The organism is Streptomyces sp. NBC_01618, assembly GCF_045209435.1.
GTDB lineage: Bacteria > Actinomycetota > Actinomycetes > Streptomycetales > Streptomycetaceae > Streptomyces.
In genome coordinates, this window is sequence record NZ_CP109297.1 from 5,924,115 (window position 1) to 5,950,040 (window position 25,926).

Here is a 25,926-nt window from a genome sequence, read left to right on the forward strand (position 1 = left end):
CCCCCGGCCACACACACCCGAAAGGGCAACGCGCATGGAGCAGTACGAGCCCGAGCGCCTCTCCACGGCCCAACTGGCCGCGATGCGACGCAGTCTGACCAGTGGCCGGGGCGCCCTGACCCGCCGCTCGCTACTTCGTGCCTCCGGCATGGGGGCGCTCGCGATCGGCGGGCTGGGGACGCTGAGCGCCTGCGGCATCCCGCCCGCGAAGCGGGAAGGGGACGCCGCGGCGGCCTCGGACGACCACTCGGCCGAGGAGAAGCAGGTCAACTTCTCCAACTGGACCGAGTACGGGGACGTCACCGAGGACGGCAAGCACCGGCCCACGCTGGAGACGTTCACCAAGCGCACCGGGATCAAGGTCAAGTACACCGAGGACATCAACGACAACGTCGAGTTCTTCGGCAAGATCAAGCCGCAGCTCGCGGCCGGCCAGGACACCGGCCGCGACATCATCTGCGTCACCGACTGGCTGGCCGCCCGCATCGTCCGACTCGGCTGGGCGCAGAAGCTCGACCCGTCGAACATGCCGCACGCCTACGCCAACCTTTCGGCCCAGTTCCGCTCCCCGGACTGGGATCCCGGCCGCGCCCACTCGTACCCCTGGGCGTGCGCCCCCACCGTCATCGCCTACAACTCGAAGGCGACCGGCGGCCGCAAGGTCGACTCCGTCAGCCAGCTGCTCGACGACCCGAAGCTCAAGGGCCGGGTCAGCTTCCTCTCGGAGATGCGCGACTCCGTCGGCATGACCCTGCTCGACATGGGCAAGGACCCCAGCACCTTCACCGACGCCGACTACGACGCCGCGCTCGGCCGGCTCCAGAAGGGCGTCGACAAGAAGCAGATCCGGCGCTTCACCGGCAACGACTACACGGCCGACCTCGACAAGGGCGACATCGCCGCCTGTGTCGCCTGGGCCGGCGACGTCATCCAGCTCCAGGCCGGAAACCCGGACGTCAAGTACGCCATCCCGGCCGCCGGTTACCTCATTTCCAGCGACAACATGCTCGTCCCGGTGAAGGCCCGGCACAAGACCAACGCCGAGAAACTCATCGACTACTACTACGAGCCGCCGGTCGCCGCCCGGCTTGCCGCGTACATCAACTTCGTCTGCCCGGTCGACGGGGTCCGTGACGAACTCGCGAAGATCGACCGATCGATGGCCGACAACCCGCTGATCCTTCCGGACAAGGAGATGGTGGCCCGGTCGCACGCCTTCCGCTCCCTGACAGCCGAGGAAGAGACGGCGTACGAAGAGAAGTTCGCCAAGCTTATCGGCGCCTGACCGCCGAGCCCTCCCCTTCCCCCGATCTCCCCTGACACCACTGGGACTCCGATCCATGACACAGCAGCAGACAGGCGGCGATGTCCGCCTCACCGGGATCAGCAAGACGTACGGCTCCTTCGCCGCCGTCAAGCCGCTCGATCTGACCGTCCCGCAGGGCTCGTTCTTCGCCCTGCTCGGCGCGTCCGGCTGCGGAAAGACCACCACCCTGCGGATGATCGCGGGCCTGGAGGAGGCGACCACCGGCACGGTCTTCCTCGGCGGCCGCGACATCACCGGCCTGCCCCCGTACAAGCGGCCCGTCAACACGGTCTTCCAGAGCTACGCGCTCTTCCCGCACCTCGACATCGCCGAGAACGTCGCCTTCGGTCTGCGCCGGCGCGGCATCAAGTCGGTGAAGAAACAAGTCGACGAGATGCTGGAGCTCGTCCAGCTCGGCGACTTCGCCAAGCGCAAACCGCACCAGCTCTCCGGCGGCCAGCAGCAGCGCGTCGCCGTCGCCCGCGCCCTGATCAACCACCCGCAGGTGCTCCTCCTCGACGAGCCGCTCGGCGCCCTCGACCTCAAGTTGCGCCGCCAGATGCAGCTGGAGCTCAAGCGCATCCAGACCGAGGTCGGCATCACGTTCATCCATGTCACCCACGACCAGGAGGAGGCCATGACCATGGCCGACACCGTCGCGGTGATGAACGGGGGCCGGGTCGAGCAGCTCGGCGCCCCCGCCGACCTGTACGAGAACCCGAGGACGACCTTCGTCGCCAACTTCCTCGGCACCTCGAACCTCATCGAGGGCGAGATCGTCTCCGCCGGCACGGACATCGTCGTGGCCGCGGGCGGTGGGAAGCTGCGGCTGCCCACCGACCGGTGTACGGCCCCGACCGCGAACGGCGGCAAGCTGCTGCTCGGCGTACGCCCGGAGAAGATCTCGCTCGCGCTCGCCGACGACGCGGACGCGATAGCCGACGGGCGCAACCAGGTCACCGGCCGGATCGTCGACTCCAGCTTCATCGGCGTGTCCACGCAGTACGTGGTGGAGAGCCCGGCGGGCAAGGCGCTCCAGGTCTACGAGCAGAACGTCGAGGGGCGCGCGGGACTCACGGCCGGCGCCGAGGTCGTTCTGCACTGGAACCCGGCACACACCTTCGGTCTGGACGCCTCCCAGGACATCGACGCCGGTGTGGAGACGGTGGAGGACGCGGCGTGACCGTCACCAAGGAGGCGCCACCCGCGCCCGTCACGGAGCTGAAGGTCCGCAGGGCCTCCACCCGCAAGCGCCTCGTCCCGTACTGGCTGCTGCTCCCCGGCATCCTGTGGCTCGTCGTCTTCTTCGCGCTGCCGCTGGTCTACCAGGCGTCGACCTCCGTGCAGACCGGCTCCCTGGAGAAGGGCTTCGAGGTCACCTGGCACTTCCAGACGTACTGGGACGCGCTTCGGGACTACTACCCGCAGTTCATCCGGTCGCTGCTGTACGCCGGCACCGCCACCATCCTGTGCCTGCTGCTCGGCTACCCGCTGGCGTACCTCATCGCCTTCAAGGCCGGGCGCTGGCGCAATGTCGTCCTGGTGCTGGTCATCGCGCCGTTCTTCACCAGCTTCCTGATCCGTACGCTCGCCTGGAAGACGATCCTCGCGGACGGCGGCGCGGTCGTCGACGTACTGAACACCCTGCACGTCCTGGACGTCACCAGCTGGCTCGGCTGGACCGAGTCCAACCGGGTGCTGGCCACGCCGATGGCGGTGGTCTGCGGTCTCACGTACAACTTCCTGCCGTTCATGATCCTGCCGCTCTACACCTCGCTGGAGCGGATCGACGGCAGGCTGCACGAGGCGTCCGGCGATCTGTACGCCACCCCCGCCACCACCTTCCGCAAGGTGACCTTCCCGCTCTCCATGCCGGGTGTCGTCTCCGGAACGCTGCTGACCTTCATCCCGGCCAGCGGTGATTACGTCAACGCGGAACTGCTCGGCTCCACCGACACCAAGATGGTCGGCAGCGTCATCCAGACCCAGTTCCTGCGCGTCCTCGACTACCCGACGGCGGCCGCGCTCTCCTTCATCCTCATGGCGGTCGTCCTGGTCGTGGTCACCGTCTACATCCGCCGCTCCGGGACGGAGGACCTGGTCTGATGCCCGTACTGCGCTGGCTCCGCCGGAATCTGATCGTCATCGCGGGTCTGCTGACCCTCGCCTACCTGATCCTGCCGAACATCGTCGTGATGGTGTTCTCGTTCAACAAGCCGAACGGGCGCTTCAACTACGCCTGGCAGCGCTTCTCCCTGGACGCCTGGAAGGACCCCTGCGGCGTCGCCGACATGTGCGGCTCGCTCTCCCTGTCCCTGCAGATCGCCGCCTGGGCCACCGTCGGCGCGACGGCCCTGGGCACGATGATCGCCTTCGCCCTGGTGCGCTACCGCTTCCGGGCGCGCGGCGCGATCAACTCGCTGATCTTCCTGCCGATGGCGATGCCCGAGGTCGTCATGGCCGCCTCGCTGCTCACGCTCTTCCTCAACATGGGCGCGCAGCTGGGCTTCTGGACGATCCTCATCGCACACATCATGTTCTGCCTGAGCTTCGTCGTGACCGCCGTCAAGGCGCGCGTCATGTCGATGGACCCGCGACTGGAGGAGGCGGCCCGCGATCTGTACGCGGGCCCCGTGCAGACCTTCCTGCGGGTGACGCTGCCGATCGCAGCCCCCGGAATCGCGGCGGGAGCGCTGCTCGCCTTTGCGCTCTCCTTCGACGATTTCATCATCACCAATTTCAACGCGGGCTCCACCGTGACCTTCCCCATGTTCGTCTGGGGATCGGCACAGCGCGGCACGCCCGTGCAGATCAACGTCATCGGTACGGCGATGTTCATCATTGCCGTCATGGTGGTCGTCGTCGGCCAGCTGATCGCGAACCGGCGGAAGAACAGCGCACGACCGTGAGTTCCTGAAGGAGTTGGAAACCATGGCCCCAGGTGCCATGCGTACTGCAGCACAATCACTCTCCGGCGCCAAGCCGGTCTCGTTCTGGCTGGACGACCCCGGCAGGCCCGAAGCACTGCCCGCGCTCACGGGCGACGAGCACTGCGATCTCCTCGTCGTCGGCGGCGGCTACAGCGGACTGTGGACCGCGCTGATCGCGAAGGAACGCGACCCGGAGCGGGACGTCGTACTGATCGAGGGGCACGAGGTGGGCTGGGCCGCCTCGGGCCGCAACGGCGGATTCTGCGCCGCCTCCCTCACCCACGGCCTGCCCAACGGCCTGGAGCGGTGGCCCGACGAGATCAACAAACTGGAGGAGCTGGGCGAGAAGAACCTCGACGCCATCGAGGCGGCCGTCGCCCGCTACTCCATCGACTGCGAATTCGAGCGGACCGGCGAAATCGACGTCGCCACCGAACCCCACCAGCTCGAAGAGCTCCACGCATGGCACCAGGAAGCGGAGAAGCTCGGCTTCACCGGAATGGAATTCCTGGACCGGGACGCGGTGCGCGCCGAAGTCGACTCACCGACCTTCCTGGGCGGACTCTGGGACCGGCGCGGGGTCGCCATGCTGCACCCCGCCAAGCTGGCCTGGGGCCTGAAGCGGGCCTGTCTCGACCTCGGGGTCCGGGTGTACGAGCACACCCGGGGTCTCGAACTGGCCGGGACCCCCGCCGCGATGGCGGTCCGCACACCGTACGGAAGGGTCTTCGCGCGCCGCGTCGCGCTGGGGACGAACATCTTCCCGTCCCTGGTCAAGCGGGTGCGGCCGTACACCGTGCCGGTCTACGACTACGCGCTGATGACCGAACCCCTCACCGCCGACCAGCTCGCCTCCATCGGCTGGAAGAACCGGCAGGGGCTGGGCGACAGCGCCAATCAGTTCCACTACTTCCGGATGTCGGCCGACAACCGGATCCTGTGGGGCGGCTATGACGCGATCTATCCGTACGGAGGCCGGCTGAGCGCCGATCTCGACCAGCGTCCGGAGACCTTCCTCAAACTCGCGGGCCAGTTCTTCGACTGTTTCCCGCAGCTCGCCGGGGTCCGTTTCAGCCATGCCTGGGGCGGGGCGATCGACACCTGTTCCCGCTTTTCCGCATTCTTCGGTACGGCCCATCAGGGCCGGGTCGCCTATGCCGCCGGATATACCGGACTCGGCGTCGGAGCCGCCCGGTTCGGGGCCGATGTGATGCTCGATCTGCTGGCCGGCGAACGCAATGAACGGACCGCTCTGGAAATGGTCCGCCGCAAGCCGATGCCGTTCCCGCCCGAGCCCTTCGCCTGGGCCGGGATCGAACTCACCAAGCGGTCCCTGGCCAGGGCGGACAGCAACGGCGGGCACCGCAATCTGTGGCTGCGGACGATGGACCGGCTGGGGCTCGGCTTCGACAGCTGAGCGATGCCGGGCGCGGGTTACCAGTTCACTACCAACTGGTAACCCGAACCCGCGTAATGGATCGGCGCCATCCCTGTCTCCCGTGTGAACACACCGGCCACGCACGGCCGGTGCACACGGAACGGAAGGCCGGTCATGGCCGGCGCGGGGGTCAAGGCAGCAGTCGAGTGGCTCGCATCGGTGGCGCCGGATCCGGACGCCTTCCGGCGGGAGTGGGAGCGCAACCCCCGAGGGGTCGCGCTCCTGCCCGCCGGCCGGTGTTGGGACGTACTGATTCTTCCGGGGGGGCCGGGCTGTCCCACGCTCGATGTGCTCACCCGGCTCATCGACCGGCCCGGCCCGGTCCTCTCCGATTACGGCGACGCCCGGATGGGCTTCTTCGTGCCGCCGGGCACCGCCACCCGCTGGGTCGGCACCGGCGTACGCGGAGCGGGGCGCGGAACGTGGATCGTCGTGCCGTACCCGGGGCGGGAGGCCGCGGGCGGAGTGCGCCGGCTGATCCCGCCGGACGGTGCGGGAACGCTCACCGACGCGACGCTTCTGGAGCTCGCGATGCACGAGGCGGCGGCCGGCAGGGCGGACAACGACGGGAGTTGACGGGAAGTGACGACAGCACCCCGGCGCGGCCGGGGTGCTGCCAGAGGTCTGGACAACCTGATCGGCCTGGACCATTTTGTGGCCGCCGCGCTCAATTCCCCCACGCACGGAAGCCGTTGTAGAACGCACGGGACCCCCGCCCGATCTGCCGGACTTCTGGCTGCCTTCTCGGCTGCCCTGCTCGCCGCCGGCGGTCTCGCCGCCCCCACAACGCCGTGACCGGCATGCTGCTCACCGGATTCCCGGTGGCGGGCGACCGGACCAAGACCTTCCATGGGCTGCGTCCCGACCATGTCGCCATCGGACTGCCCGCTTCCACCCGGGCCGGCAACGGCTACACCTCGCCTGCCGGGATCACCAGGACGCTGAACTGCCTGACGAAGAAGACCGACCGCGGCTCGTACACCACTCACGGGACATGGCCGGGGCTGCGCGGACTGATGACGCGGTCGATCAACTGAGACCGTTTCAACAACGGGGGAGTTCTCGAAGAACTTCGACGCCTACTTCGGTGGGTGACGCAGTCGGCGTCCCGCGCCGCGGCCGAGGCACAGTGGCAGGAGCAGCAGCCCACACAGGAACCAGCTGCCCAGCACATCCAGCGGCCAGTGATAACCGCGCAGCACCAGGCCGATGCCCGTTGCCGTTGTCAATACGGAAGCGGCGACGGGCATCATCCATGCCCGCCTCGTGTACCGCGCGGTCAGCAGCGCCGCGGCGCCGTACGCCACCATTGCCGTCGCCGCATGGCCGGAGGGGTAGTAGCCGGTGGCTTCGGTCAGCGGTCCCGGACGGGCGATCCATGCCTTCAGCGGGACGACGAGGAGGGGCACCGCCGCCATGGTGAGCGCCGCGCACAATGGCTCACGGCGCTGACCGTGCACCAGCGCCCATACGAGGGCGCAGCCCAGTACCGGGAGCGCGACCTGCATGTTGCCGAGATCGGCGAGGAATTCGGTCAGTCGGGCGGGGCCGTGTCCGACGACGGCCCAGCCGGTCCGCTCGTCGAGCGAGCGAAGCGGACCGTCGGCCGCGACCTGCCAAGTGGTGAGCGCGAGGAGCGCCAGGAAGGACGACACCAGGGAAATGAGAAGAGCCGACCGCCCGGGAGCAGGGGGGGTGGCTCCGGGGCGGCCGGTCGGATCGGTTTGCCGCGCGCCCCGGGGGGTTTGGGGCGAGCGGCCATCCGATCGGTGAGGAGTTCCGGAGCCAGAGGCTCCAGTGGTGTGCGCGAAGGCACGGCCAGGACGGTGCTGGGGAAGCTCCGACCCGGCGTCGCCGGCAGTCCCCTGCGGGCGGGGTGTTTCTCTCATCTGCAGAAACCGTACGTCAGCGGATGGGGGACCGACAGACGGAAACGGATCCCGCCATCGGCCCCCCACACCTTCTTCACAGGCCCTCACGCGGGCCCTGCATCCCCGGCGAAAACGCCGTCCGGCACCGTCGGGGATTTCGCACAGGTCAGATCTGGCCGAAAGCCTGCTCGATGACGTCGAGGGCCTCGTTCAGCAGGTCCTCGCCGATCACCAGCGGCGGGAGGAAGCGCAGGACGTTGCCGTACGTGCCGCAGGTGAGGACCAGCACACCCTCCGCGTGGCAGGCCTTGGCGAGCTTCGCGGTGGCCTCCGGGTTCGGGTCCTTCGTGCCGGACTTCACCAGCTCGATCGCGATCATCGCGCCGCGGCCGCGGATGTCACCGATGACATCGCCGTTCGGCAGCTTCGCCTGCATCTCGGCGAGGCGGCCCTTCATGATCTCCTCGATGCGCTTCGCCTTGCCGTTCAGGTCCAGCTCGCGCATCGTCTCGATGGCGCCGAGCGCACCCGCGCAGGCCACCGGGTTTCCGCCGTAGGTACCACCGAGGCCACCGGCGTGGGCGGCGTCCATGATCTCGGCGCGGCCCGTCACGGCGGACAGCGGAAGGCCGCCCGCGATGCCCTTGGCGGTGGTGATCAGGTCGGGGACGATGCCCTCGTCCTCGCAGGCGAACCACTGGCCGGTACGGCAGAAGCCGGACTGGATCTCGTCGGCGACGAAGACGATGCCGTTGTCCTTGGCGAACTGGGCGATCGCCGGGAGGAAGCCCTTGGCGGGCTCGATGAAGCCGCCCTCGCCGAGCACCGGCTCGATGATGATCGCGGCGACGTTGTCCGCGCCGATCTGCTTGGTGATCTGGTCGATGGCCTGGGCGGATGCCTCCGCGCCGGCGTTCTCGGCACCGGTCGGCCAGCGGTAGCCGTACGCCACCGGCACCCGGTAGACCTCGGGCGCGAACGGGCCGAAGCCCTGCTTGTACGGCATGTTCTTCGAGGTCAGCGCCATCGTGAGGTTGGTGCGGCCGTGGTAGCCGTGGTCGAAGACGACGACGGCGGAGCGCTTGGTGTAGATGCGGGCGATCTTCACCGCGTTCTCGACGGCCTCGGCACCCGAGTTGAACAGCGCGGACTTCTTGGCGTGGTCGCCCGGCGTCAGCTCGGCGAGCTGCTCACAGACCTCGACGTACCCCTCGTACGGCGTGACCATGAAACAGGTGTGGGTGAAGTCGGCGAGCTGCGCGGACGCACGGCGTACGACGGCCTCGGCCGAGGCGCCGACCGACGTCACGGCGATACCGGAACCGAGGTCGATCAGACGGTTGCCGTCCACGTCCTCGATGATCCCGCCACCGGCCCGGGCGGTGAACACCGGCAGGGTGGAGCCCACACCTGCGGCCACCGTCGCGAGACGGCGGGCCTGCAGCTCCACCGACTTCGGGCCGGGAATGGCAGTGACGACGCGGCGCTCCTGCGGAATTGCGGTCATGAGGGGCTCCTGTGGGGTGTTTCGGACGCTTCTCTCTCCGCAGGCTATGGGCGGGGCCCGGAGTCCGGCATGTTCCGTTCGGGAGTGGTGACCGGGCGCGGTTGTCCGTGACGGACATAGCGAGGGGGTACGGGGCAGGGCCGCGGCGGCGCGCGGACGAGTCCGCAGACCCCCGGGGCGCGGGCGGAGACATCCGGCCGGACCGCGTCCGACGGGGTGGTTCGGGGCACTAGATTGATGACTTCGGGCGCGTGCGCCCGGAGTTACCGGTCGGCGCTGGTCAGGGGACGAGGGACAGCAGATGGACACCGAGGGCACGTACGGCTCGCGCGACACCCGCTCCGGTCGTCCGGTGCCGCGCCCGGCGGGCCCGCCACCACCCGAGCTGCCACCGAGGCCGGGACACGCCCCCGCGTCCGGCCCTTCGCTGGGGGAGTGGCTCCGTACCCCGCGCGCGGCGGCCGAGCCCGGCCTGTGGCGATTCGGCCACACCCCCCGGCCCGACACCGACCCCGACCGGGTTCCCGACCGGGCACTGATCGGCGGTGCGGTCGTGGCGCTGCTCGCCGCCCTGCTGGTGTGGTCGCTGTGGCGCAACGGATATGTGCCGCACAGCCGGATCCTCCTCGAAGTGGTCACCCCGTCCGACTGGTGGGGGCTCGAACGCCCCGCGGCGGCCCTGACCGCCCTCGCCGTCTACAACAGCCTGGTCGCCGTCCTGGTGATCTGGGGCTTCGGGCGGCTGGGCAACTGGCGCGAGGTGTTCCGCCGGTACGCCGTCGACCACCCCCAGCCGGGCCGGGCGCTGCGCACCGCGCTGGTCGGGGCCGTCCTGGTCTGGTGCTTCGTGAACTCCGACGACCTGCTGCCCTTCGACGACCTGGCCCTGGGCCTGACGCCGTACTCCTGGCTGTACGGCGGCACAGCCGTGCAGACCCGGGACCGCGTGGAGACCTTCAAGACCGTGTACCACTTGGTGGGCGCCGCAGCGATCCTCCTGCCGGTCGCCCGGGCCGGCGGCTGGTTCACCCTCGTACGGGAGCTGCGCCGCGGCGCGAAGAGCGGGCCGGAACCGGAGAGGGCACCCGGCGAGAGCCCCGCCGACTGGCCGCAGCTGCGCGCCGCGGGCCGGCACGCGGCCGCCGACCGGCTGGTGGCGGACGAGCGGGCCGGGCGGATGAACGACGTCGACTGCGTACGGATCCGGCGTGCCTGGGCCTCCGTGGAGGCCGACCCCTCGCGCGTCGGCCCGTTCACCGACGCCGTGCTCGGCAAGGGCGCACGGGCCTGCCCGCACCCTTCGGGCGACCGGGACCTGCCGGCCCGTGCCGCCACCCACGACCTGCTCACCTCACAGGTGCGGCTCGGCCGGTACACGGACTTCGACCGCAACCCCGCGGCCCGGCGGGGCGCCGGGGCCGCCGTCGACCCGGCGTCCCTGGGCTCCTCGCTGCTGGCCGTCGGCCCCTTCGGGTCGGGCAAGACCCAGCACCTGGTGCGGCCCGTCGTGGAGTCGCTCGCCCTGCAGGCCCTCGCCGGGAAGGCAGTGGTCGTGGCCGTCTGCGCGACGGGCACCCCGCTCGGACCCGACGAGGGCTACGACGTGGTGATCAAGCCGGGTGACCCGTCCTGCGCGCACGACCTCGACCTGTACAGCGGAACCGACGACGCCGACGAGGCCGCCGCTCTGCTTGCCGAGGCGGTCGCCGGCGACCTGCCCGACATCGACGCGCGGCGGGCCACGACCGCACTCGCCCAGCTGCTCGGCCCGTACCGGGCGGTCCACGACCGCTTCCCGTCCGTCCCGGTGCTGCGCGAGCTGCTCGACGGCTCTCCCGGCGCCCTCGCCGAGCTCCGGGCCCGGCTCGACAGCGACGCGCACCCCTCCTACCTCCGTGAACTCGACACCAGGGCGCGGCAGGCGGGCAGCCCCGGCGATCCGGGAGTCCTGCTCGCCGACCGGCTCGCCGCCCTGGACCGGCCGGCCTTCGCGGGGTTCTTCGACACCACCGGCACGACCCGGCCCTTCTCGGTACGCACCCTCGAACACCCGCTGCGCGTCCGCATCGACCTGCCGGAACGCGCCCACCCCGAGGCCGCGCGCCTGATCGCCCGGCTGGTGCTCGCCCAGTTCACCTCCGGGGCGGCCGCCCGCACGGACCGCTCGCTGTTCGCCTTCCTCGCCCTGGACGACGCCACGCACACCGTCACCGCCGAGTCCGTACGGGCCGTGCAGCGGCTGCGGAACTGCAACGCCGGAGTCCTGCTCACCCTGCGCGGGCTGGCCGACGCGCCGGAGAGCCTGCACACCGCGCTGCTCGGCTCGGTCGGCTGCCACATGACCTTCTCCGGGGTCACGACCTGGGACGGACGGCTCTTCGCGCAGGCCTGGGGCACCGAATGGGTGGAGACCACCGAGGTCGCCAAGCACACGGTCTTCGCCGACCAGCCGCTCACCCGGGCCGTGCACGCCCTGCGCAAACTGGTCACCGGCAAGGCGGTCACCACGGACGCGGTGACCGTGCGCCAAGTGGAGCGCGAGCGCTGGTCGGCCTCCGAACTGGCCCACCGGGTGCCCGCCGGGCACGCGGTGCTCTCCCTGACCACCGTCAAGGGCGAGCACGCACCGCCGCTCCTGGTGGACCTGAACGGCTGAGCGGAACGGGGCGGGGCCGGTGGTGCGGGAGCGGTTACGGCAAACCCTGCCGCCCTGGCAGAATCGAGGGGAGCCGTTCATACGGGACGGCGAAATCGGTTCTGCTCGATTCCCTCATCCACTCCCTGAGGTCCCACGGTCCCCATGCCCCCCACTCTCGCCTCGCTCCTCCAGCATTCGGCGCTCAAACTCACGGTGCGTGCGGGGGCGGACCGGCTCGATGCGCCCGTCCGCTGGGCACACGCCAGCGAGCTGACCGACCCCGTGCCGTACATGGAGGGCGGTGAGCTCCTGCTCGTCACCGCCACCAACCTCGACGCCGAGAACCCCGAGGCGATGCGGCGGTACGTGCGACGGCTGGCCGGGGCCGGAGTCGTCGGCCTGGGCTTCGCCGTCGGCGTCAACTACGACGACGTACCGCAGGCCCTGATCGACGCCGCGCAGGAGACGGGTCTGCCGCTCCTCGAAGTGCCGCGCCGCACCCCGTTCCTCGCCATCGCCAAGGCGGTGTCGTCGGCGATCGCCGCCGATCAGTACCGGGCCGTGACGGCGGGGTTCGAGGCCCAGCGGGAGCTGACGAAGGCCGCACTCGCGGGCGACGGCCCCGGCGAGCTCCTGGGCCGGCTCGCGGCCCATGTCGACGGCTGGGCCGCGCTGTACGACGCCTCCGGCGCGGTGGTCGCCGCCGCCCCCGAGTGGGCCGCCCGCCGGGCCGCCCGGCTCACCCCCGATGTGGAACGGCTGCGGGAGCGCCCCGCCCCGGCCAGCGTGGTCGTCGGCGGCACCGACGACCGGGTCGAGCTCCAGTCCCTCGGCACCGGCCGTCGGGTCCGGGGCGCCCTGGCCGTCGGCACGGGGGCGGCACTCGGCACCGCCGAGCGGTACGCCGTGCACTCCGCGGTCGCCCTGCTGACCCTGACCACCGCCCGCTCCCGGTCCCTCCAGGGCGCCGAACAGCGGCTGGGCGCGGCGGTGCTGCGGATGCTGCTGGCCGGCCAGCCGGACCACGCGCGGGCCGTGGCCGGGGATCTGTACGGAGGGCTGCTCGACGCCCCGTTCCGGCTGCTCATCGCGGAGGCGTCCGGGCCCGCGACATCGGCGGCGCTGGGCGATGCGATGGACGCGGCGGCCTTCCGGACCGGCGAGGCGCTGCTGGCCGTGCCCGAGGGCGAACGGCTCGTGGTGCTGGCCGCGGACGGCGGAGCCGCGGTCGCCGCCTGCACGGCGTTCGCGGAGGCGCAGGAGGTCCACGAGGCCCATGTGGCACGGCCGTCGCGCGAACCGGCGGCGGAGGAGGGCCAGGGCAAGGTGGTCGTGGGCCTCTCCGCACCGGCGGGCCCCATCGCCGTCTCCGCCGCGTACAAGCAGGCGGAACAGGCCCTGTCGGTGGCCCGCCGCCGGGGCAGGGCACTGGTCGAGCACGAGGAGCTGGCGACCGGCTCGGTGCTGCCGCTCCTCGCGGACGACGCCGTACGGGCCTTCGCCGACGGAATGCTCCGCGCCCTGCACGAGCACGATGCCAAGGGCCGCGGTGACCTGGTCGCCTCCCTGCAGGCCTGGCTCGCCCACCACGGCCAGTGGGACGCGGCCGCGTCCGACCTGGGCGTGCACCGCCACACCCTGCGCTACCGGATGCGCCGGGTCGAGGAGATCCTGGGCCGTTCCCTGGACGATCCGGACGTCCGGATGGAGCTGTGGCTGGCACTGAAGGCCACGAGCTCCCCGCTGGTGCCGGAGGCGTAGCAGGCGCGGCCGGGCCCGGTGCCCCCGTCGACGTACACGCATCCGACAAACCGGCGCACCCCCGCCGCGCACTGCTCCACGCCGGACAAACGCCAGGGCGGCCGCGCGGCCCTACGGTGGGGGCGACACACCCCACGTCTCCGAAGGGCCGGAACCTCCATGACTTCCACCCACGCCTTCTGGCTCGCCGGCCGCCAGGCCACCGGCGAGGACAGCTTCGACGTCACCAACCCCTGGGACGGCCGTCTCGTCGGCACCGTCAGCGTGCCGACCGACGCCCAGATCGAGGAGGCCGTCGCGGCCGCGCACGCCGTGCGCGAGGAGTTCGCCGCGACCCCGGCCCATGTCCGGGCCGCCGCACTCGACCACGTCGTACGGCGCCTGGTGGAGCGCACCGAGGAGATCGCCCAGCTGATCTCCGCAGAGAACGGCAAGCCGATCAAGTGGGCCCGTGGCGAGGTCGGCCGCGCCGTCTCCGTGTTCCGGTTCGCCTCCGAGGAGGCCCGCCGCTTCAACGGCGGTGACGCCCAGCGCCTCGACACCGACGCCGGTGGCACCGGCCGCCTCGGCCTGACCCGGCGCTTCCCGCGCGGCACGGTCCTCGGCATCGCACCGTTCAACTTCCCGCTGAACCTGAGCGCCCACAAGGTCGCCCCGGCCATCGCCGTCGGTGCCCCGATCATCCTGAAGCCCGCCCCGGCCACCCCGATCTCCTCGCTGATCCTGGGCGAGCTGCTGGCCGAGACCGACCTGCCGGCCGGTTCGTGGTCCGTGCTGACGGTCCCCAACGACCGGATGCCCGCCCTGGTCCAGGACGAGCGCCTGCCGGTGATCTCCTTCACCGGTTCCGGTCCCGTCGGCTACTCGATCATGGAGTCGGTGCCGCGCAAGCACTGCACCCTGGAGCTCGGCGGCAACGGCGCCGCGGTCGTGCTCGGCGACTACGCCTCCGACGAGGACCTGGACTGGGCCGCGACCCGTATCGCGACCTTCTCCAACTACCAGGGCGGCCAGTCCTGCATCTCGGTGCAGCGCGTCATCGCGGACGCCCAGGTCTACGACCGGCTCCTCCCGAAGATCGTCGCGGCCGTCGAGGCCCAGGTCACCGGCGACCCGTCCGACGCCGCCACCGACGTCGGCCCGCTGGTCAGCGAGGACGCCGCCAAGCGCGTCGAGTCCTGGGTCGACGAGGCCGTGCAGGCCGGCGCCCAGCTGCTCACCGGCGGCAAGCGGGACGGTGCCACGTACGCCCCGACCGTGCTCGCCGAGCTCCCGGACAACGTCACCCTCTCCTGCGAGGAGGTCTTCGGGCCGGTGCTGTCCGTGCAGAAGGTGGACGGCGAGGCCGAGGCGTTCGCCGCGGTCAACTCCTCCAAGTACGGCCTGCAGGCAGGCGTGTTCACGCACGACCTGCAGACCGCCTTCCGCGCCCACCGCGCCCTCGAGGTCGGCGGCGTGATCATCGGTGACGTCCCCTCCTACCGCGCGGACCAGATGCCGTACGGCGGCGCCAAGCAGTCCGGCGTCGGCCGCGAGGGCGTCCGTTACGCCATGGACGACTACACCTACGAGCGCGTGCTGGTCCTCACCGGCCTCGCCCTGTAGTCCACGAACAGGATCGAACCGATCCACCAGACGTCGCCTGTGATCCGCCTGGACAGCACGACAGCACGACAGCACGACAGCACGACAGCACGACAGCAGGCGGCAGAGAGACGGCCGGAGCCCACTGTGCGGGGGCTCCGGCCGTCTCTGCTTCACCCGCCCCGCTCACGGCCCGACAGCCCTGTCACCACGGGGCTGTCCAGTGGAGTGGCTCCCGACCCGATCGGCGTCCGGGGGATGGTGGGAGTCCCCGGAATCGGGTACATCAGGACAAGTACACCGGTTGGTACGGCTCGGCACGCGCCCCTGCGCTCCGGGCGGACCGGCCGCGTCCGCCCACCCCACAACGCGGCGAGGTGAGCTCCTCATGTCCGCACCATCCGCACCGAAGAACACGCCCAAGGTCACCGAGCGTGAAGCGCGCCAAGTGGCCGAGGCCGCGCGCGAACAGGACTGGCACAAGCCCAGTTTCGCCAAGGAACTCTTCCTCGGGCGCTTCCGTCTCGACCTGATCCATCCGCATCCGCTGCCGCCCGTGGACGACGTCCGGCGAGGCGAGGCGTTCCTCGCCCGGCTGCGCGACTTCTGCGAAACCAGGATCGACAGCGCCCTGATCGAGCGTGAGGCGAGGATCCCCGACGAGGTGATCAACGGCCTCAAGGAACTCGGCGCGCTCGGGATGAAGATCGAACCGAAGTACGGCGGCCTGGGGCTGACCCAGGTCTACTACAACAAGGCCCTCTCCCTGGTCGGCTCCGCCAGCCCCGCGATCGGCGCGCTGCTCTCCGCCCACCAGTCCATCGGCGTACCGCAGCCGCTGAAGCTCTTCGGCAGCCAGGAGCAGAAGGACGCCTTCCTGCCCCGGCTGGCCACCACCGACATCTCGGCGTTCCTGCTCACCGAGCCGGACGTCGGCTCCGACCCGGCCCGGCTCGCCACCTCGGCCGTTCCGGACGGATCGGACTACATCCTCGATGGTGTGAAGCTGTGGACGACCAACGGTGTCGTCGCCGACCTGCTCGTCGTGATGGCCCGTGTCCCGAAGTCGGAGGGCCACCGGGGCGGCATCACCGCGTTCGTCGTGGAGGCGGACTCCCCGGGCATCACCGTGGAGAACCGCAACGCTTTCATGGGCCTGCGCGGCATCGAGAACGGCGTCACCCGCTTCCACCGCGTCCGGGTCCCCGCCGCGAACCGCATCGGCCCCGAAGGCGCGGGGCTCAAGATCGCCCTGACCACGCTCAACACGGGACGGCTCTCGCTGCCCGCGATGTGCGTCGGCGCCGGGAAGTGGTGCCTGAAGATCGCCCGTGAGTGGTCGGCGGTGCGCGAGCAGTGGGGCAGGCCGGTCGCCCGGCACGAGGCCGTCGGCGCCAAGATCTCCTTCATCGCCGCGACCACGTTCGCGCTCGAGGCGGTGGTCGAACTCTCCTCCCAGATGGCCGACGAGAACCGCAACGACATCCGGATCGAGGCGGCGCTCGCCAAGCTCTACGGCTCCGAGATGGGCTGCCTGATGGCCGACGAGCTGGTCCAGATCCGCGGCGGCCGGGGCTTCGAGACCGCCGAGTCGCTCGCGGCCCGGGGCGAACGGGCCGTCCCCGCCGAGCAACTCCTGCGCGATCTGCGGATCAACCGGATCTTCGAGGGCTCCACCGAGATCATGCACCTGCTGATCGCCCGTGAGGCCGTCGACGCCCACCTGAAGGTCGCCGGAGACATCATCGACCCCGACAAACCCCTCTCCGCCAAGGCGAAAGCGGGCGCGAACGCAGCCGGCTTCTACGCCCGCTGGCTCCCCAAACTCGTCGCGGGACCGGGACAACTCCCGCGTACGTACGGAGAGTTCAACCCGCCCGGCCACCCGGACCTGTCCACCCACCTGCGCTACGTCGAGCGCTGTGCCCGCAAACTCGCGCGCTCCACGTTCTACGCCATGTCGCGCTGGCAGGGCCGGATGGAGACCAAGCAGGGCTTCCTCGGCCGGATCGTCGACATCGGCGCGGAACTCTTCGCGATGAGCGCCGCCTGTGTCCGCGCCGAACTGCTGCGCTCCTGCGACGACCACGGTCGCGAGGCCTACCAGCTCGCCGACGCGTTCTGCCGCCAGTCCCGCGTCCGGGTCGAGGAACTCTTCACCCGCCTGTGGTCCAACACCGACGACCTGGACCGGCGCGTGGTGGACGGCGTCCTGTCCGGTACGTACACCTGGCTGGAGGACGGCATCATCGACCCGAGCGGCGAAGGACCGTGGATCGCCGACGCCACCCCGGGGCCGTCCGTCCGGGACGACGTCCACCGGCCCATTCGCTGACCCGCGCCCCACCGGGCGGCCGCGCGTCCACTCGTCGGACGTACCCCGCCCGGCCGGGCGGCGCCGCCAGGGGCTGAGTCGCCCCGCCGCACCGCTCGGGGCGGTGAGGGGGGACGCACTGTCCACACGCACAGCCGATGCCGCAACAATGGGGGGCATGAGCGACAGCCCTGCCCCCCTCGCCGACCCGCACCTCGTCTTCGACGCCGCGGAAGGCCGCCGGGATCTCGTCATCCTCGGCTCCACCGGTTCCGTCGGTACCCAGGCCATCGACCTGGTGCTGCGCAACCCCGACCGCTTCCGCGTCACCGGGCTCTGTGCCGCGGGCGGACGGGTCGCCCTCCTCGCCGAACAGGCCCGGCAGCTGCGGGTGCGTACCGTGGCCGTCGCCGCGCCGGACGCCGTACCGGCCCTCCGCGAGGCGCTGCGCGCGCAGTACGGGACGGGCGAACCGCTCCCCGAGATCCTGGCCGGCCCCGAGGCCGCCTCCCAGCTCGCCGCCGCCGACTGCCACACCGTGCTCAACGGCATCACCGGCTCGATCGGTCTCGCCCCCACGCTCGCCGCGCTCGAAGCGGGCCGCACGCTCGCCCTGGCCAACAAGGAATCGCTGATCGTCGGCGGCCCGCTGGTGAAGGCGCTGGCGAAGCCCGGCCAGATCATCCCGGTCGACTCCGAGCACGCCGCCCTTTTCCAGGCGCTCGGCGCGGGCACCCGCGCCGACGTGCGCAAGCTCGTCGTCACGGCGTCCGGCGGCCCCTTCCGGGGACGTACCAGGAGCGAACTCGTGAACGTCACCCGCGAGGAGGCCCTCGCGCACCCGACCTGGGCCATGGGACCGGTCATCACGATCAACTCCGCCACCCTCGTCAACAAGGGACTGGAGGTCATCGAGGCGCATCTGCTCTACGACATCCCGTTCGACCGGATCGAGGTCGTGGTCCACCCCCAGTCCTACGTCCACTCCATGGTCGAGTTCACCGACGGCTCCACCCTCGCCCAGGCCACACCCCCGGACATGAGGGGCCCGATCGCCATCGGCCTCGGCTGGCCCCAGCGCATCCCGGACGCCGCCCCCGCCTTCGACTGGTCGAAGGCGTCCAGCTGGGAGTTCTTCCCCCTCGACAACGAGGCCTTCCCGTCCGTGGGACTGGCCCGGCACGTGGGCACGCTCGGCGCCACCGCCCCCGCCGTGTTCAACGCCGCGAACGAGGAATGCGTCGACGCGTTCCTGACGGGACAGCTGCCGTTCAACGGAATCATGGATACGGTCACCGCGGTGGTGGCCGAACACGGCACCCCCGCCACGGGAACTTCGCTCACGGTCGCAGACGTCCTCGAAGCGGAGACCTGGGCACGCGCCCGGGCCCGTGAACTCTCGGCGAAAGCGACAGCGGAGGCGCGCGCATGAGTATTTCGACGGTCCTGTTGACGATTCTGGGCATCGTCGTCTTCGTCATCGGCCTGCTGTTCTCGATCGCCTGGCACGAGCTGGGGCACCTGTCGACCGCGAAGCTCTTCGGTATCCGAGTCCCCCAGTACATGGTCGGCTTCGGACCGACGATCTGGTCGCGGAAGAGGGGCGACACCGAGTACGGGATCAAGGCCATCCCGGCCGGCGGCTATATCCGCATGATCGGCATGTTCCCGCCGGGACCGGACGGGCGCCTGGAGGCGCGGTCCACATCACCGTGGCGCAGCATGATCGAGGACGCCAGGTCCGCGGCCTTCGAAGAGATCGAACCGGGCGACGAGAAGCGCCTCTTCTACACGCGCAAGCCGTGGAAGCGCGTCATCGTGATGTTCGCCGGACCGTTCATGAACCTGGTTCTCGCCGTCGCGATCTTCCTCGGGGTGGCGATGTCCTTCGGCTTCCAGACCCAGACCACCGAGGTCGCGGGCGTCCAGAAGTGCGTGATCCCGCAGAGCGAGAACCGCGAAACCTGCAAGAAGTCCGACGCCGTCTCGCCCGCACAGGCAGCGGGACTCAAGAAGGGCGACAAGATCGTCGCCTTCGACGGCCAGAAGGTCGACGACTGGGCGACGCTCTCCGAGAAGATCCGCGGGACCATCGGCCCCGCCACCATCACCGTCCAGCGCGACGGCCAGGAGCAGACCCTCCACGCCGTGCTGAAGAAGAACGCCGTGGCGAAGAAGGACTCCAACGGAGAGGTGATCGCCGGTCAGTACGTGACGGCCGGCTACCTCGGCTTCGCCGCCCAGACCGAGATCGTCCCGCTCTCCTTCGGCGATTCCGTCGTCCGCATGGGAGACATGATCGAGAACGGCGTCCACTCGGTCATCGCCCTCCCGTCCAAGATCCCCGGCCTGTGGGACGCCGCCTTCGGTGACGGCCCGCGAGCGGCCGACTCCCCGGTGGGTGTCGTCGGCGCGGCCAGGATCGGCGGCGAGGTGATGACGCTCGACGTACCGGCGCAGAACCAGATGGCGATGATGCTGTTCCTGCTGGCGGCCTTCAACCTCTCGCTGTTCCTCTTCAACATGCTGCCCCTGCTCCCGCTCGACGGCGGACACATCGCCGGAGCGCTCTGGGAGGCCCTGCGCCGCAACGTGGCGCGCGTCTTCAAGCGCCCCGACCCGGGCCCCTTCGACGTGGCCAAGCTGATGCCGGTCGCCTATGTCGTCGCAGGTGTCTTCATCTGCTTCACCCTGCTGGTGCTGGTGGCCGACATCGTCAATCCGGTCAAGATCTCCTGACCTCCCGGACGGTCCGGTGTACGAAGGGTGACGGCCCGGCACACAGTGTGTGTCCGGGCCGTCCCCCGCGTGCGGCGCTCCCGCACGCGGTGTACTCCGGGCCGCCGCCGGTGACGTAACCTCGGAACCCGGAGCCCGCCGATCTCGGGACCTCGATCCACACCTTGGGGATGCTCAGCGCATGACTGCGATTTCTCTCGGAATTCCGTCCGTTCCGACCAAGCTCGCCGACCGGCGGGTCAGCCGCAAGATCCAGGTCGGGTCGGTTGCGGTGGGCGGGGATGCGCCGGTGTCGGTGCAGTCGATGACGACGACGCGTACGTCGGACATCGGTGCGACGTTGCAGCAGATCGCGGAGTTGACGGCGTCGGGCTGTCAGATCGTGCGGGTGGCGTGTCCGACGCAGGATGACGCGGATGCGTTGGCGACGATCGCGAAGAAGTCGCAGATTCCGGTGATCGCGGATATTCATTTCCAGCCGAAGTATGTGTTCGCGGCGATCGATGCGGGCTGTGCGGCGGTGCGGGTGAATCCGGGGAACATCAAGCAGTTCGACGACAAGGTGAAGGAGATCGCGCGGGCGGCGAAGGATGCGGGTACGCCGATCCGGATCGGTGTGAACGCGGGTTCGCTGGATGCGCGGTTGCTGAAGAAGTACGGGAAGGCGACTCCGGAGGCGTTGGTGGAGTCGGCGCTGTGGGAGGCGTCGCTCTTCGAGGAGCATGACTTCCGGGAGATCAAGATCTCGGTGAAGCACAACGATCCGGTGGTGATGGTGAATGCGTACCGTCAGCTGGCGGCTCGGTGTGATTATCCGTTGCATCTGGGGGTGACGGAGGCGGGTCCGGCTTTCCAGGGGACGATCAAGTCGGCTGTGGCTTTTGGTGCGTTGCTGTCGGAGGGGATCGGGGACACGATCCGGGTGTCGTTGTCGGCGCCGCCGGCGGAGGAGGTCAAGGTCGGTCTGCAGATTCTGGAGTCGTTGAATCTGAAGCAGCGTCGGCTGGAGATCGTGTCGTGTCCGTCGTGCGGGCGGGCGCAGGTTGATGTGTACAAGCTGGCGGATCAGGTCAGTGCGGGTCTTGAGGGCATGGAGGTGCCGTTGCGGGTGGCCGTGATGGGCTGTGTCGTCAATGGTCCGGGTGAGGCGCGTGAGGCGGATCTGGGTGTCGCGTCGGGCAATGGCAAGGGGCAGATCTTCGTGAAGGGCGAGGTCATCAAGACCGTGCCCGAGTCGAAGATCGTCGAGACGCTGATCGAAGAAGCCATGAAGATTGCCGAGCAGATGGAGAAGGACGGTATCGCCTCGGGCGAGCCCGAGGTCTCCGTCAGCTGAGCCCGAGGTCTCCGTCAGCCAAGACCGACCGTCACGACCGCGCCCCGCCGGAGGAACACCGCCCGGCGGGGCGCAGCCGTGAGCGGCCCCACGGAGCGGCCCGGACGCCGACGACCCGGTGCACGACGGGACGATCCGGTGCACGACAGAGAGTGCGCCAGGTCGTTGTCCGGGCACGGGGCGGCGCAGATGGGGCTCTTTGGGTACAGTGCGGAAATCAGCAGACCGCATGGTGAGGCCCCCTCGTGTTGACGCAGACCACCACCCGGGTCCTCGAACCCAGCGACCTCGGCGCCGCTCTCGCCATCCTGGAGAGCGACCCCGTGGCCAATGCCTTCGTGACCGCCCGGGTCCGGATCGCAGGTCTCGATCCCTGGCGCCTCGGCGGCGAGATGTGGGGCTGGTACGCCGACGGACGGCTGCGCTCGTTGTGCTACTCGGGCGCCAACCTCGTACCGATCTGCGCCACCCCCGAAGCCGTCAGGGCCTTCGCCGACCGCGCCCGCCGGGCCGGCCGCCGCTGCTCCTCGATCGTCGGCCCCGTGGAGCCCACCGCCCAGCTGTGGCGGCTGCTCGAACCCGGCTGGGGCCCCGCCCGCGAGGTCCGGGCCCATCAGCCGCTCATGGTCACCGAGAACCTGTCCGCCGAGGTCACCCCCGACCCCCTGGTCCGCCGGATCCGCAAGGACGAGATGGACGTCCTGATGCCGGCCTGTGTGGCGATGTTCACCGAGGAGGTCGGCATCTCCCCGCTCGCGGGCGACGGCGGTCTCCTCTACCAGGCACGCGTCGCCGAACTCATCGGCGCCGGCCGCTCGTTCGCCCGGATCGAGGACGGCAAGGTCCTCTTCAAGGCGGAGATCGGCGCGGCCACCCCGCAGGCCTGCCAGATCCAGGGCGTCTGGGTCGCCCCCGAACACCGCGGCCGAGGACTCTCCGAGACCGGCATGGCGGCGGTCCTGCGCTACGCACTGACCGACATCGCACCCGTCGTCAGCCTGTACGTGAACGACTACAACACCCCCGCCCGCAGGGCGTACGCCAGGGTCGGCTTCCGCGAGACCGGCGCGTTCATGAGCGTGCTGTTCTGACCGGCGGCGGCCGGTGCGACCGCCCCGTACCGCCCACCCCGCCCGGGCCAGTAGGGTCGGCCCATGGCAGCAGTTTCCGGGGGCGGCCCCCACACTCCCAGCGTCCGGATCGGACCGATCGATCTCGCCGCGCGCGTGGACGATGCGCTCGCCGTGCAGGCCGTCGCCTTCGGCCTGGGCCCGGACGAGATCGAAGTACGGCGCCACATCGTCCTCAAACACCTCGACCACCCCTGCGCCCGCGCCCTGGGCGCCACCACCCCCGACGGCCGGCTCGTCGGCTTCGTCTACGGCATGCCGAACGAACGCGGCCAGTGGTGGTCGACCGTCGTCGAGCCCTACCTCCGCGCCGCCGGCTCCGCGCACTGGCTCGACGACTCGTTCGTCATCACCGAACTGCACGTCCACCCGGCGTTCCAGAACCGCGGCATCGGCCGCATGCTGATCACCGCCATCACGGACGCCGTCGACCAGCCCCGGTCCATCCTCTCCGCGATCGACACGGACAGTCCGGCACGTGGCCTGTACCGCAGTCTCGGCTACCGGGACCTGGCCCGCCAGGTGCTCTTCCCCAGCGCCCCCAAGCCGTATGCGGTGATGGGAGCCCCGCTCCCGCTGCGTCGCAAGGGACAGACGCGTACGGACCGACAGCCAATCGATTTCCGCCCACCCGTACCACCCGGCTAACCTCCTGCACATCACCCTTCCGAGCAGGAGTTCACCATGGTCCAGGTCCAGCGCATGTCCCGATTGATGATCAAGACACTGCGTGACGACCCGGCGGACGCCGAGACGCTCAACCACAAGCTGCTCGTCCGGGCCGGTTACGTACGTCGCACGGCGGCCGGAATCTGGACCTGGCTGCCGCTCGGCAAGAAGGTCCTGGAGAACATCACCCGCGTCGTGCGCGAGGAGATGGACGCCATCGGCGGCCAGGAAGTGCTGCTTCCCGCGCTGCTCCCCAAGGAGTCGTACGACGCCAGCGGCCGTTACGACGAGTACGGCGATCTGCTGTTCAAGCTCAAGGACCGCAAGGGCGCCGAGTACCTCCTCGGCCCCACCCACGAAGAGATCTTCACCCAGGTCGTCAAGGATCAGATCACGTCCTACAAGGACCTGCCCGTGATCCTCTACCAGATCCAGACGAAGTACCGGGACGAGGCCCGCCCCCGCGCCGGTGTGCTGCGCGGCCGCGAGTTCCAGATGAAGGACTCGTACTCCTTCGACACCACGGACGAGGGGCTCGTCGAGGCGTACCAGCTGCACCGCGCCGCCTACATCCGGATCTTCGAGCGGCTCGGCCTCGACCACCGCATCGTCTCCGCCGTCTCCGGCGCGATGGGCGGCTCGGCCTCCGAGGAGTTCCTGGCCCCCGCCCCGGCCGGTGAGGACACCTTCGTCGACTGCCCCGCCTGCGACTACGCCGCCAACACGGAGGCCGTGACCTTCAAGGCCACCCCCGCGGACGGCTCGGCGCACGGCCCCGTCGAGGAGCTGGACACCCCCGACACCCCGACCATCGAGACGCTCGCCGCGCACCTCGGCGTCCCGGCCTCCGCGACCCTGAAGAACCTGCTGGTCAAGGTCGACGGCGAGATCGTCGCCGTGGGCGTGCCCGGCGACCGCGAGGTCGACCTCGGCAAGCTCGGCGAGCACCTCGCGCCCGCCGTCGTCGAGCTGGTCACCGCGGAGGACTTCGAGGGCCGTGCCGACCTGGTGCGCGGCTACGTCGGGCCGCAGGGTCTGGAGAAGGTCCGCTACATCGCCGACCCGCGCATCGCCGCCGGCACCGCCTGGATCACCGGCGCGAACAAGCCCGGCACCCACGCGAAGAACGTCGTCGCCGGCCGTGACTTCGAGGTCGACGACTACCTCGACGTCGTCGTCGTCGAGGAGGGCGACCCCTGCCCCAAGTGCGGCACCGGCCTCAAGCTGGACCGCGCCATCGAGATCGGCCACATCTTCCAGCTCGGCCGCAAGTTCGCCGACGCCTTCCAGCTCGATGTGCTCGGCCAGAACGGCAAGCCGGTCCGGGTCACGATGGGCTCGTACGGCATCGGCGTCTCCCGCGCCGTCGCCGCGCTCGCCGAGCAGACCGCCGACGAGCAGGGGCTCTGCTGGCCCCGCGAGATCGCCCCGGCCGATGTCCACGTCGTCGCGGCGGGCAAGGCGCTCCAGACGGAGCTGGCCCTGGACGTTTCCGAGAAGCTCGCCGCCGCCGGTGTGCGGGTCATGGTCGACGACCGTGCGGGCGTCTCGCCCGGTGTGAAGTTCACCGACGCCGAGCTGATCGGCGTCCCGAAGATCCTGGTCGCCGGCCGCCGCTCGGCCGAGGGCGTCCTGGAGCTCAAGGACCGCCGCACCGGCGAGCGCGAGGAGCTCACGGTCGACGAGGCGATCGCCCGCCTCACCGCCCAGGGCTGATCCCCGAACGGACAGGAGGCCCCCCCCGCGCACGGGGGCCTCCTGCGTTCGCGGGCCGCTACAGCCAGCCGGCGAACTCCAGCGTCAGCTCACCCTCCTGGCGACGGCCCACCGACAGCGCCCGGGTGCCCGACTCCACCGCGCGGAACAGCGTCCAGCCGTGCAGCCGTTCCCGGTCCACGTCCAGCGAATCGGCGAGCTTGTTGATCCGGCGACGGGCCGTCGCCGGACCGCCCGGGGAGGCGATCAGATCCTCGACGCGGTCGCGCACCAGGCGCGCCAGATCGTAGGCCCGCTCGCCGACCAGCGGCTCCGGCCCGACCGTCAGCCAGGGCACCCGTTCACCCGCGAGCACCTTGCTCTGGCGGAAGTTCCCGTGCAGCAGCAGGGATTCGGGGGAGTGGGCGACCAGCTCCTCGCGCGCCGCGAGCGCCGCGGAGACCAGCGGGGCCAGGCTCGGTTCGGCCGCGGCGCAGGCGCGCATCGGCTCAGCACAGCGTCCGGTCCGTTCCGCGACCGTCTCGAATCCATGGCCGGCCGGCGGCTCGACCCACAGCCGCCGCACCGTCCCCGCCGCCTCCAGCAGCGCCTTCGCCTCCGGCAGCGAGCGCAGCGACATCTCGGGGTGCAACCGCTCCAGCAGCAGGGCGCCGGGGCCGGAGGCGAGAAGCCGTACCGCGCCCCAGCCGTTCCAGTGGGCGAGCGCCGCCCGTTCCAGTTCGGGCGCGGCCCCGGACGGCGCGAGCTTCAGCGCGGCCGGAGTGCCGTCCGAGCACGTCACCAGCAGGACCAGACTGCTGCGGCCGCCGGGGGTGGCGACCCGGTCCACGGTCGCCTTCTGCCCGGTCGAGGACAGCGCTTCCTCGGTCAGTGCGCCGATCCGCGCGAGCCAGTCGGCGGCGTCATCCCCGTACGACTCGCCGAGCGCTCGCACCAGACGCTGCGGCGGTTCGAAACCCATGCGTGCTTTGTTCCCTTTCAGAGCTT

The 25,926-nt window shown here is 70.4% G+C and carries 19 protein-coding genes and 1 pseudogene; 17 read left to right on the forward strand and 3 right to left on the reverse strand.

Features of this window, described 5'->3' with window-relative positions; translation table 11 throughout:
* Positions 1-34: 34 nt before the first annotated feature.
* The 7 genes and pseudogenes from OH735_RS27590 to OH735_RS27620 all read left to right on the forward strand — a co-directional run.
* A complete protein-coding gene (locus OH735_RS27590) occupies positions 35-1,285 on the forward strand; it encodes a PotD/PotF family extracellular solute-binding protein (RefSeq protein ID WP_406384322.1) in 1,251 nt (416 codons plus the stop codon).
* Between the two features lie 55 nt (positions 1,286-1,340).
* Complete coding sequence (locus OH735_RS27595; RefSeq protein WP_406384323.1) at positions 1,341-2,489, forward strand: ABC transporter ATP-binding protein; 1,149 nt, start codon at positions 1,341-1,343, stop codon at positions 2,487-2,489.
* Positions 2,486-3,412 (forward strand): ABC transporter permease, encoded by a 927-nt coding sequence (locus OH735_RS27600; protein ID WP_406384325.1) that lies wholly within the window; start codon positions 2,486-2,488, stop codon positions 3,410-3,412. Before OH735_RS27595 ends, OH735_RS27600 begins: the two co-directional genes overlap by 4 nt.
* Positions 3,412-4,215 (forward strand): ABC transporter permease, encoded by an 804-nt coding sequence (locus OH735_RS27605; RefSeq protein ID WP_406384326.1) that lies wholly within the window; start codon positions 3,412-3,414, stop codon positions 4,213-4,215. The genes OH735_RS27600 and OH735_RS27605 overlap by 1 nt, the downstream gene beginning before the upstream one ends.
* A 22-nt stretch (positions 4,216-4,237) precedes the next feature.
* On the forward strand, positions 4,238-5,653 hold the full coding sequence (locus OH735_RS27610; protein ID WP_406384327.1) for an NAD(P)/FAD-dependent oxidoreductase: 1,416 nt from the start codon (positions 4,238-4,240) through the stop codon (positions 5,651-5,653).
* A 135-nt stretch (positions 5,654-5,788) separates the two neighbouring features.
* Positions 5,789-6,250 (forward strand): hypothetical protein, encoded by a 462-nt coding sequence (locus tag OH735_RS27615; RefSeq protein ID WP_406384328.1) that lies wholly within the window; start codon positions 5,789-5,791, stop codon positions 6,248-6,250.
* A gap of 206 nt (positions 6,251-6,456) precedes the next feature.
* Positions 6,457-6,711, forward strand: a pseudogene (locus OH735_RS27620) (chitinase); the annotation flags it as partial.
* A 42-nt stretch (positions 6,712-6,753) separates the two neighbouring features.
* Here OH735_RS27620 and OH735_RS27625 read toward each other — a convergent pair.
* Both OH735_RS27625 and gabT read right to left on the reverse strand, forming a co-directional pair.
* The gene (locus tag OH735_RS27625) at positions 6,754-7,329 is read right to left on the reverse strand and encodes a phosphatase PAP2 family protein (protein WP_406384329.1); all 576 of its coding nucleotides are present in this window, start codon (positions 7,327-7,329) and stop codon (positions 6,754-6,756) included.
* A 382-nt stretch (positions 7,330-7,711) separates the two neighbouring features.
* Positions 7,712-9,052, reverse strand: coding sequence for a 4-aminobutyrate--2-oxoglutarate transaminase (gene gabT, locus OH735_RS27630; protein ID WP_384454111.1), 1,341 nt, complete (start codon positions 9,050-9,052; stop codon positions 7,712-7,714).
* A 301-nt stretch (positions 9,053-9,353) separates the two neighbouring features.
* On the opposite strand from gabT, the gene OH735_RS27635 reads away from it, so the two are divergent.
* The 10 genes from OH735_RS27635 (at position 9,354) to OH735_RS27680 (ending at position 24,939) form a co-directional block, all read left to right on the forward strand.
* Positions 9,354-11,708, forward strand: coding sequence for an ATP/GTP-binding protein (locus OH735_RS27635; RefSeq protein WP_406384332.1), 2,355 nt, complete (start codon positions 9,354-9,356; stop codon positions 11,706-11,708).
* A 144-nt stretch (positions 11,709-11,852) separates the two neighbouring features.
* On the forward strand, positions 11,853-13,451 hold the full coding sequence (locus OH735_RS27640; protein WP_406384333.1) for a PucR family transcriptional regulator: 1,599 nt from the start codon (positions 11,853-11,855) through the stop codon (positions 13,449-13,451).
* A gap of 159 nt (positions 13,452-13,610) precedes the next feature.
* Complete coding sequence (locus OH735_RS27645; RefSeq protein ID WP_266749005.1) at positions 13,611-15,056, forward strand: aldehyde dehydrogenase family protein; 1,446 nt, start codon at positions 13,611-13,613, stop codon at positions 15,054-15,056.
* Between the two features lie 367 nt (positions 15,057-15,423).
* Positions 15,424-17,370 (forward strand): acyl-CoA dehydrogenase family protein, encoded by a 1,947-nt coding sequence (locus OH735_RS27650; RefSeq protein WP_406384334.1) that lies wholly within the window; start codon positions 15,424-15,426, stop codon positions 17,368-17,370.
* 157 nt (positions 17,371-17,527) lie between these two features.
* On the forward strand, positions 17,528-18,781 hold the full coding sequence (dxr, locus tag OH735_RS27655) for a 1-deoxy-D-xylulose-5-phosphate reductoisomerase (protein WP_406384335.1): 1,254 nt from the start codon (positions 17,528-17,530) through the stop codon (positions 18,779-18,781).
* Positions 18,778-20,088, forward strand: a complete 1,311-nt coding sequence (locus OH735_RS27660) for a M50 family metallopeptidase (protein WP_406384336.1) — start codon at positions 18,778-18,780, stop codon at positions 20,086-20,088. Before dxr ends, OH735_RS27660 begins: the two co-directional genes overlap by 4 nt.
* A 181-nt stretch (positions 20,089-20,269) precedes the next feature.
* Positions 20,270-21,424, forward strand: coding sequence for a flavodoxin-dependent (E)-4-hydroxy-3-methylbut-2-enyl-diphosphate synthase (gene ispG / locus OH735_RS27665; RefSeq protein ID WP_266752503.1), 1,155 nt, complete (start codon positions 20,270-20,272; stop codon positions 21,422-21,424).
* A 245-nt stretch (positions 21,425-21,669) separates the two neighbouring features.
* Positions 21,670-22,515 carry a GNAT family N-acetyltransferase gene (locus OH735_RS27670; protein WP_406384337.1) on the forward strand — a complete coding sequence of 282 codons (846 nt, stop codon included), beginning with the start codon at positions 21,670-21,672 and terminating at the stop codon, positions 22,513-22,515.
* Between the two features lie 63 nt (positions 22,516-22,578).
* Positions 22,579-23,202: a GNAT family N-acetyltransferase gene (locus OH735_RS27675; RefSeq protein ID WP_406384338.1), complete on the forward strand. Its 624-nt coding sequence runs from the start codon at positions 22,579-22,581 to the stop codon at positions 23,200-23,202.
* 36 nt (positions 23,203-23,238) lie between these two features.
* On the forward strand, positions 23,239-24,939 hold the full coding sequence (locus OH735_RS27680) for a proline--tRNA ligase (protein WP_406384339.1): 1,701 nt from the start codon (positions 23,239-23,241) through the stop codon (positions 24,937-24,939).
* Positions 24,940-24,997: 58 nt separating this feature from the next.
* Here the strand turns inward: OH735_RS27680 and OH735_RS27685 are convergent, their stop codons facing one another.
* Entirely contained in the window at positions 24,998-25,900 is a 903-nt protein-coding gene (locus tag OH735_RS27685) for an aminoglycoside phosphotransferase family protein (protein WP_406384340.1), read from the reverse strand.
* Positions 25,901-25,926: the final 26 nt, after the last annotated feature.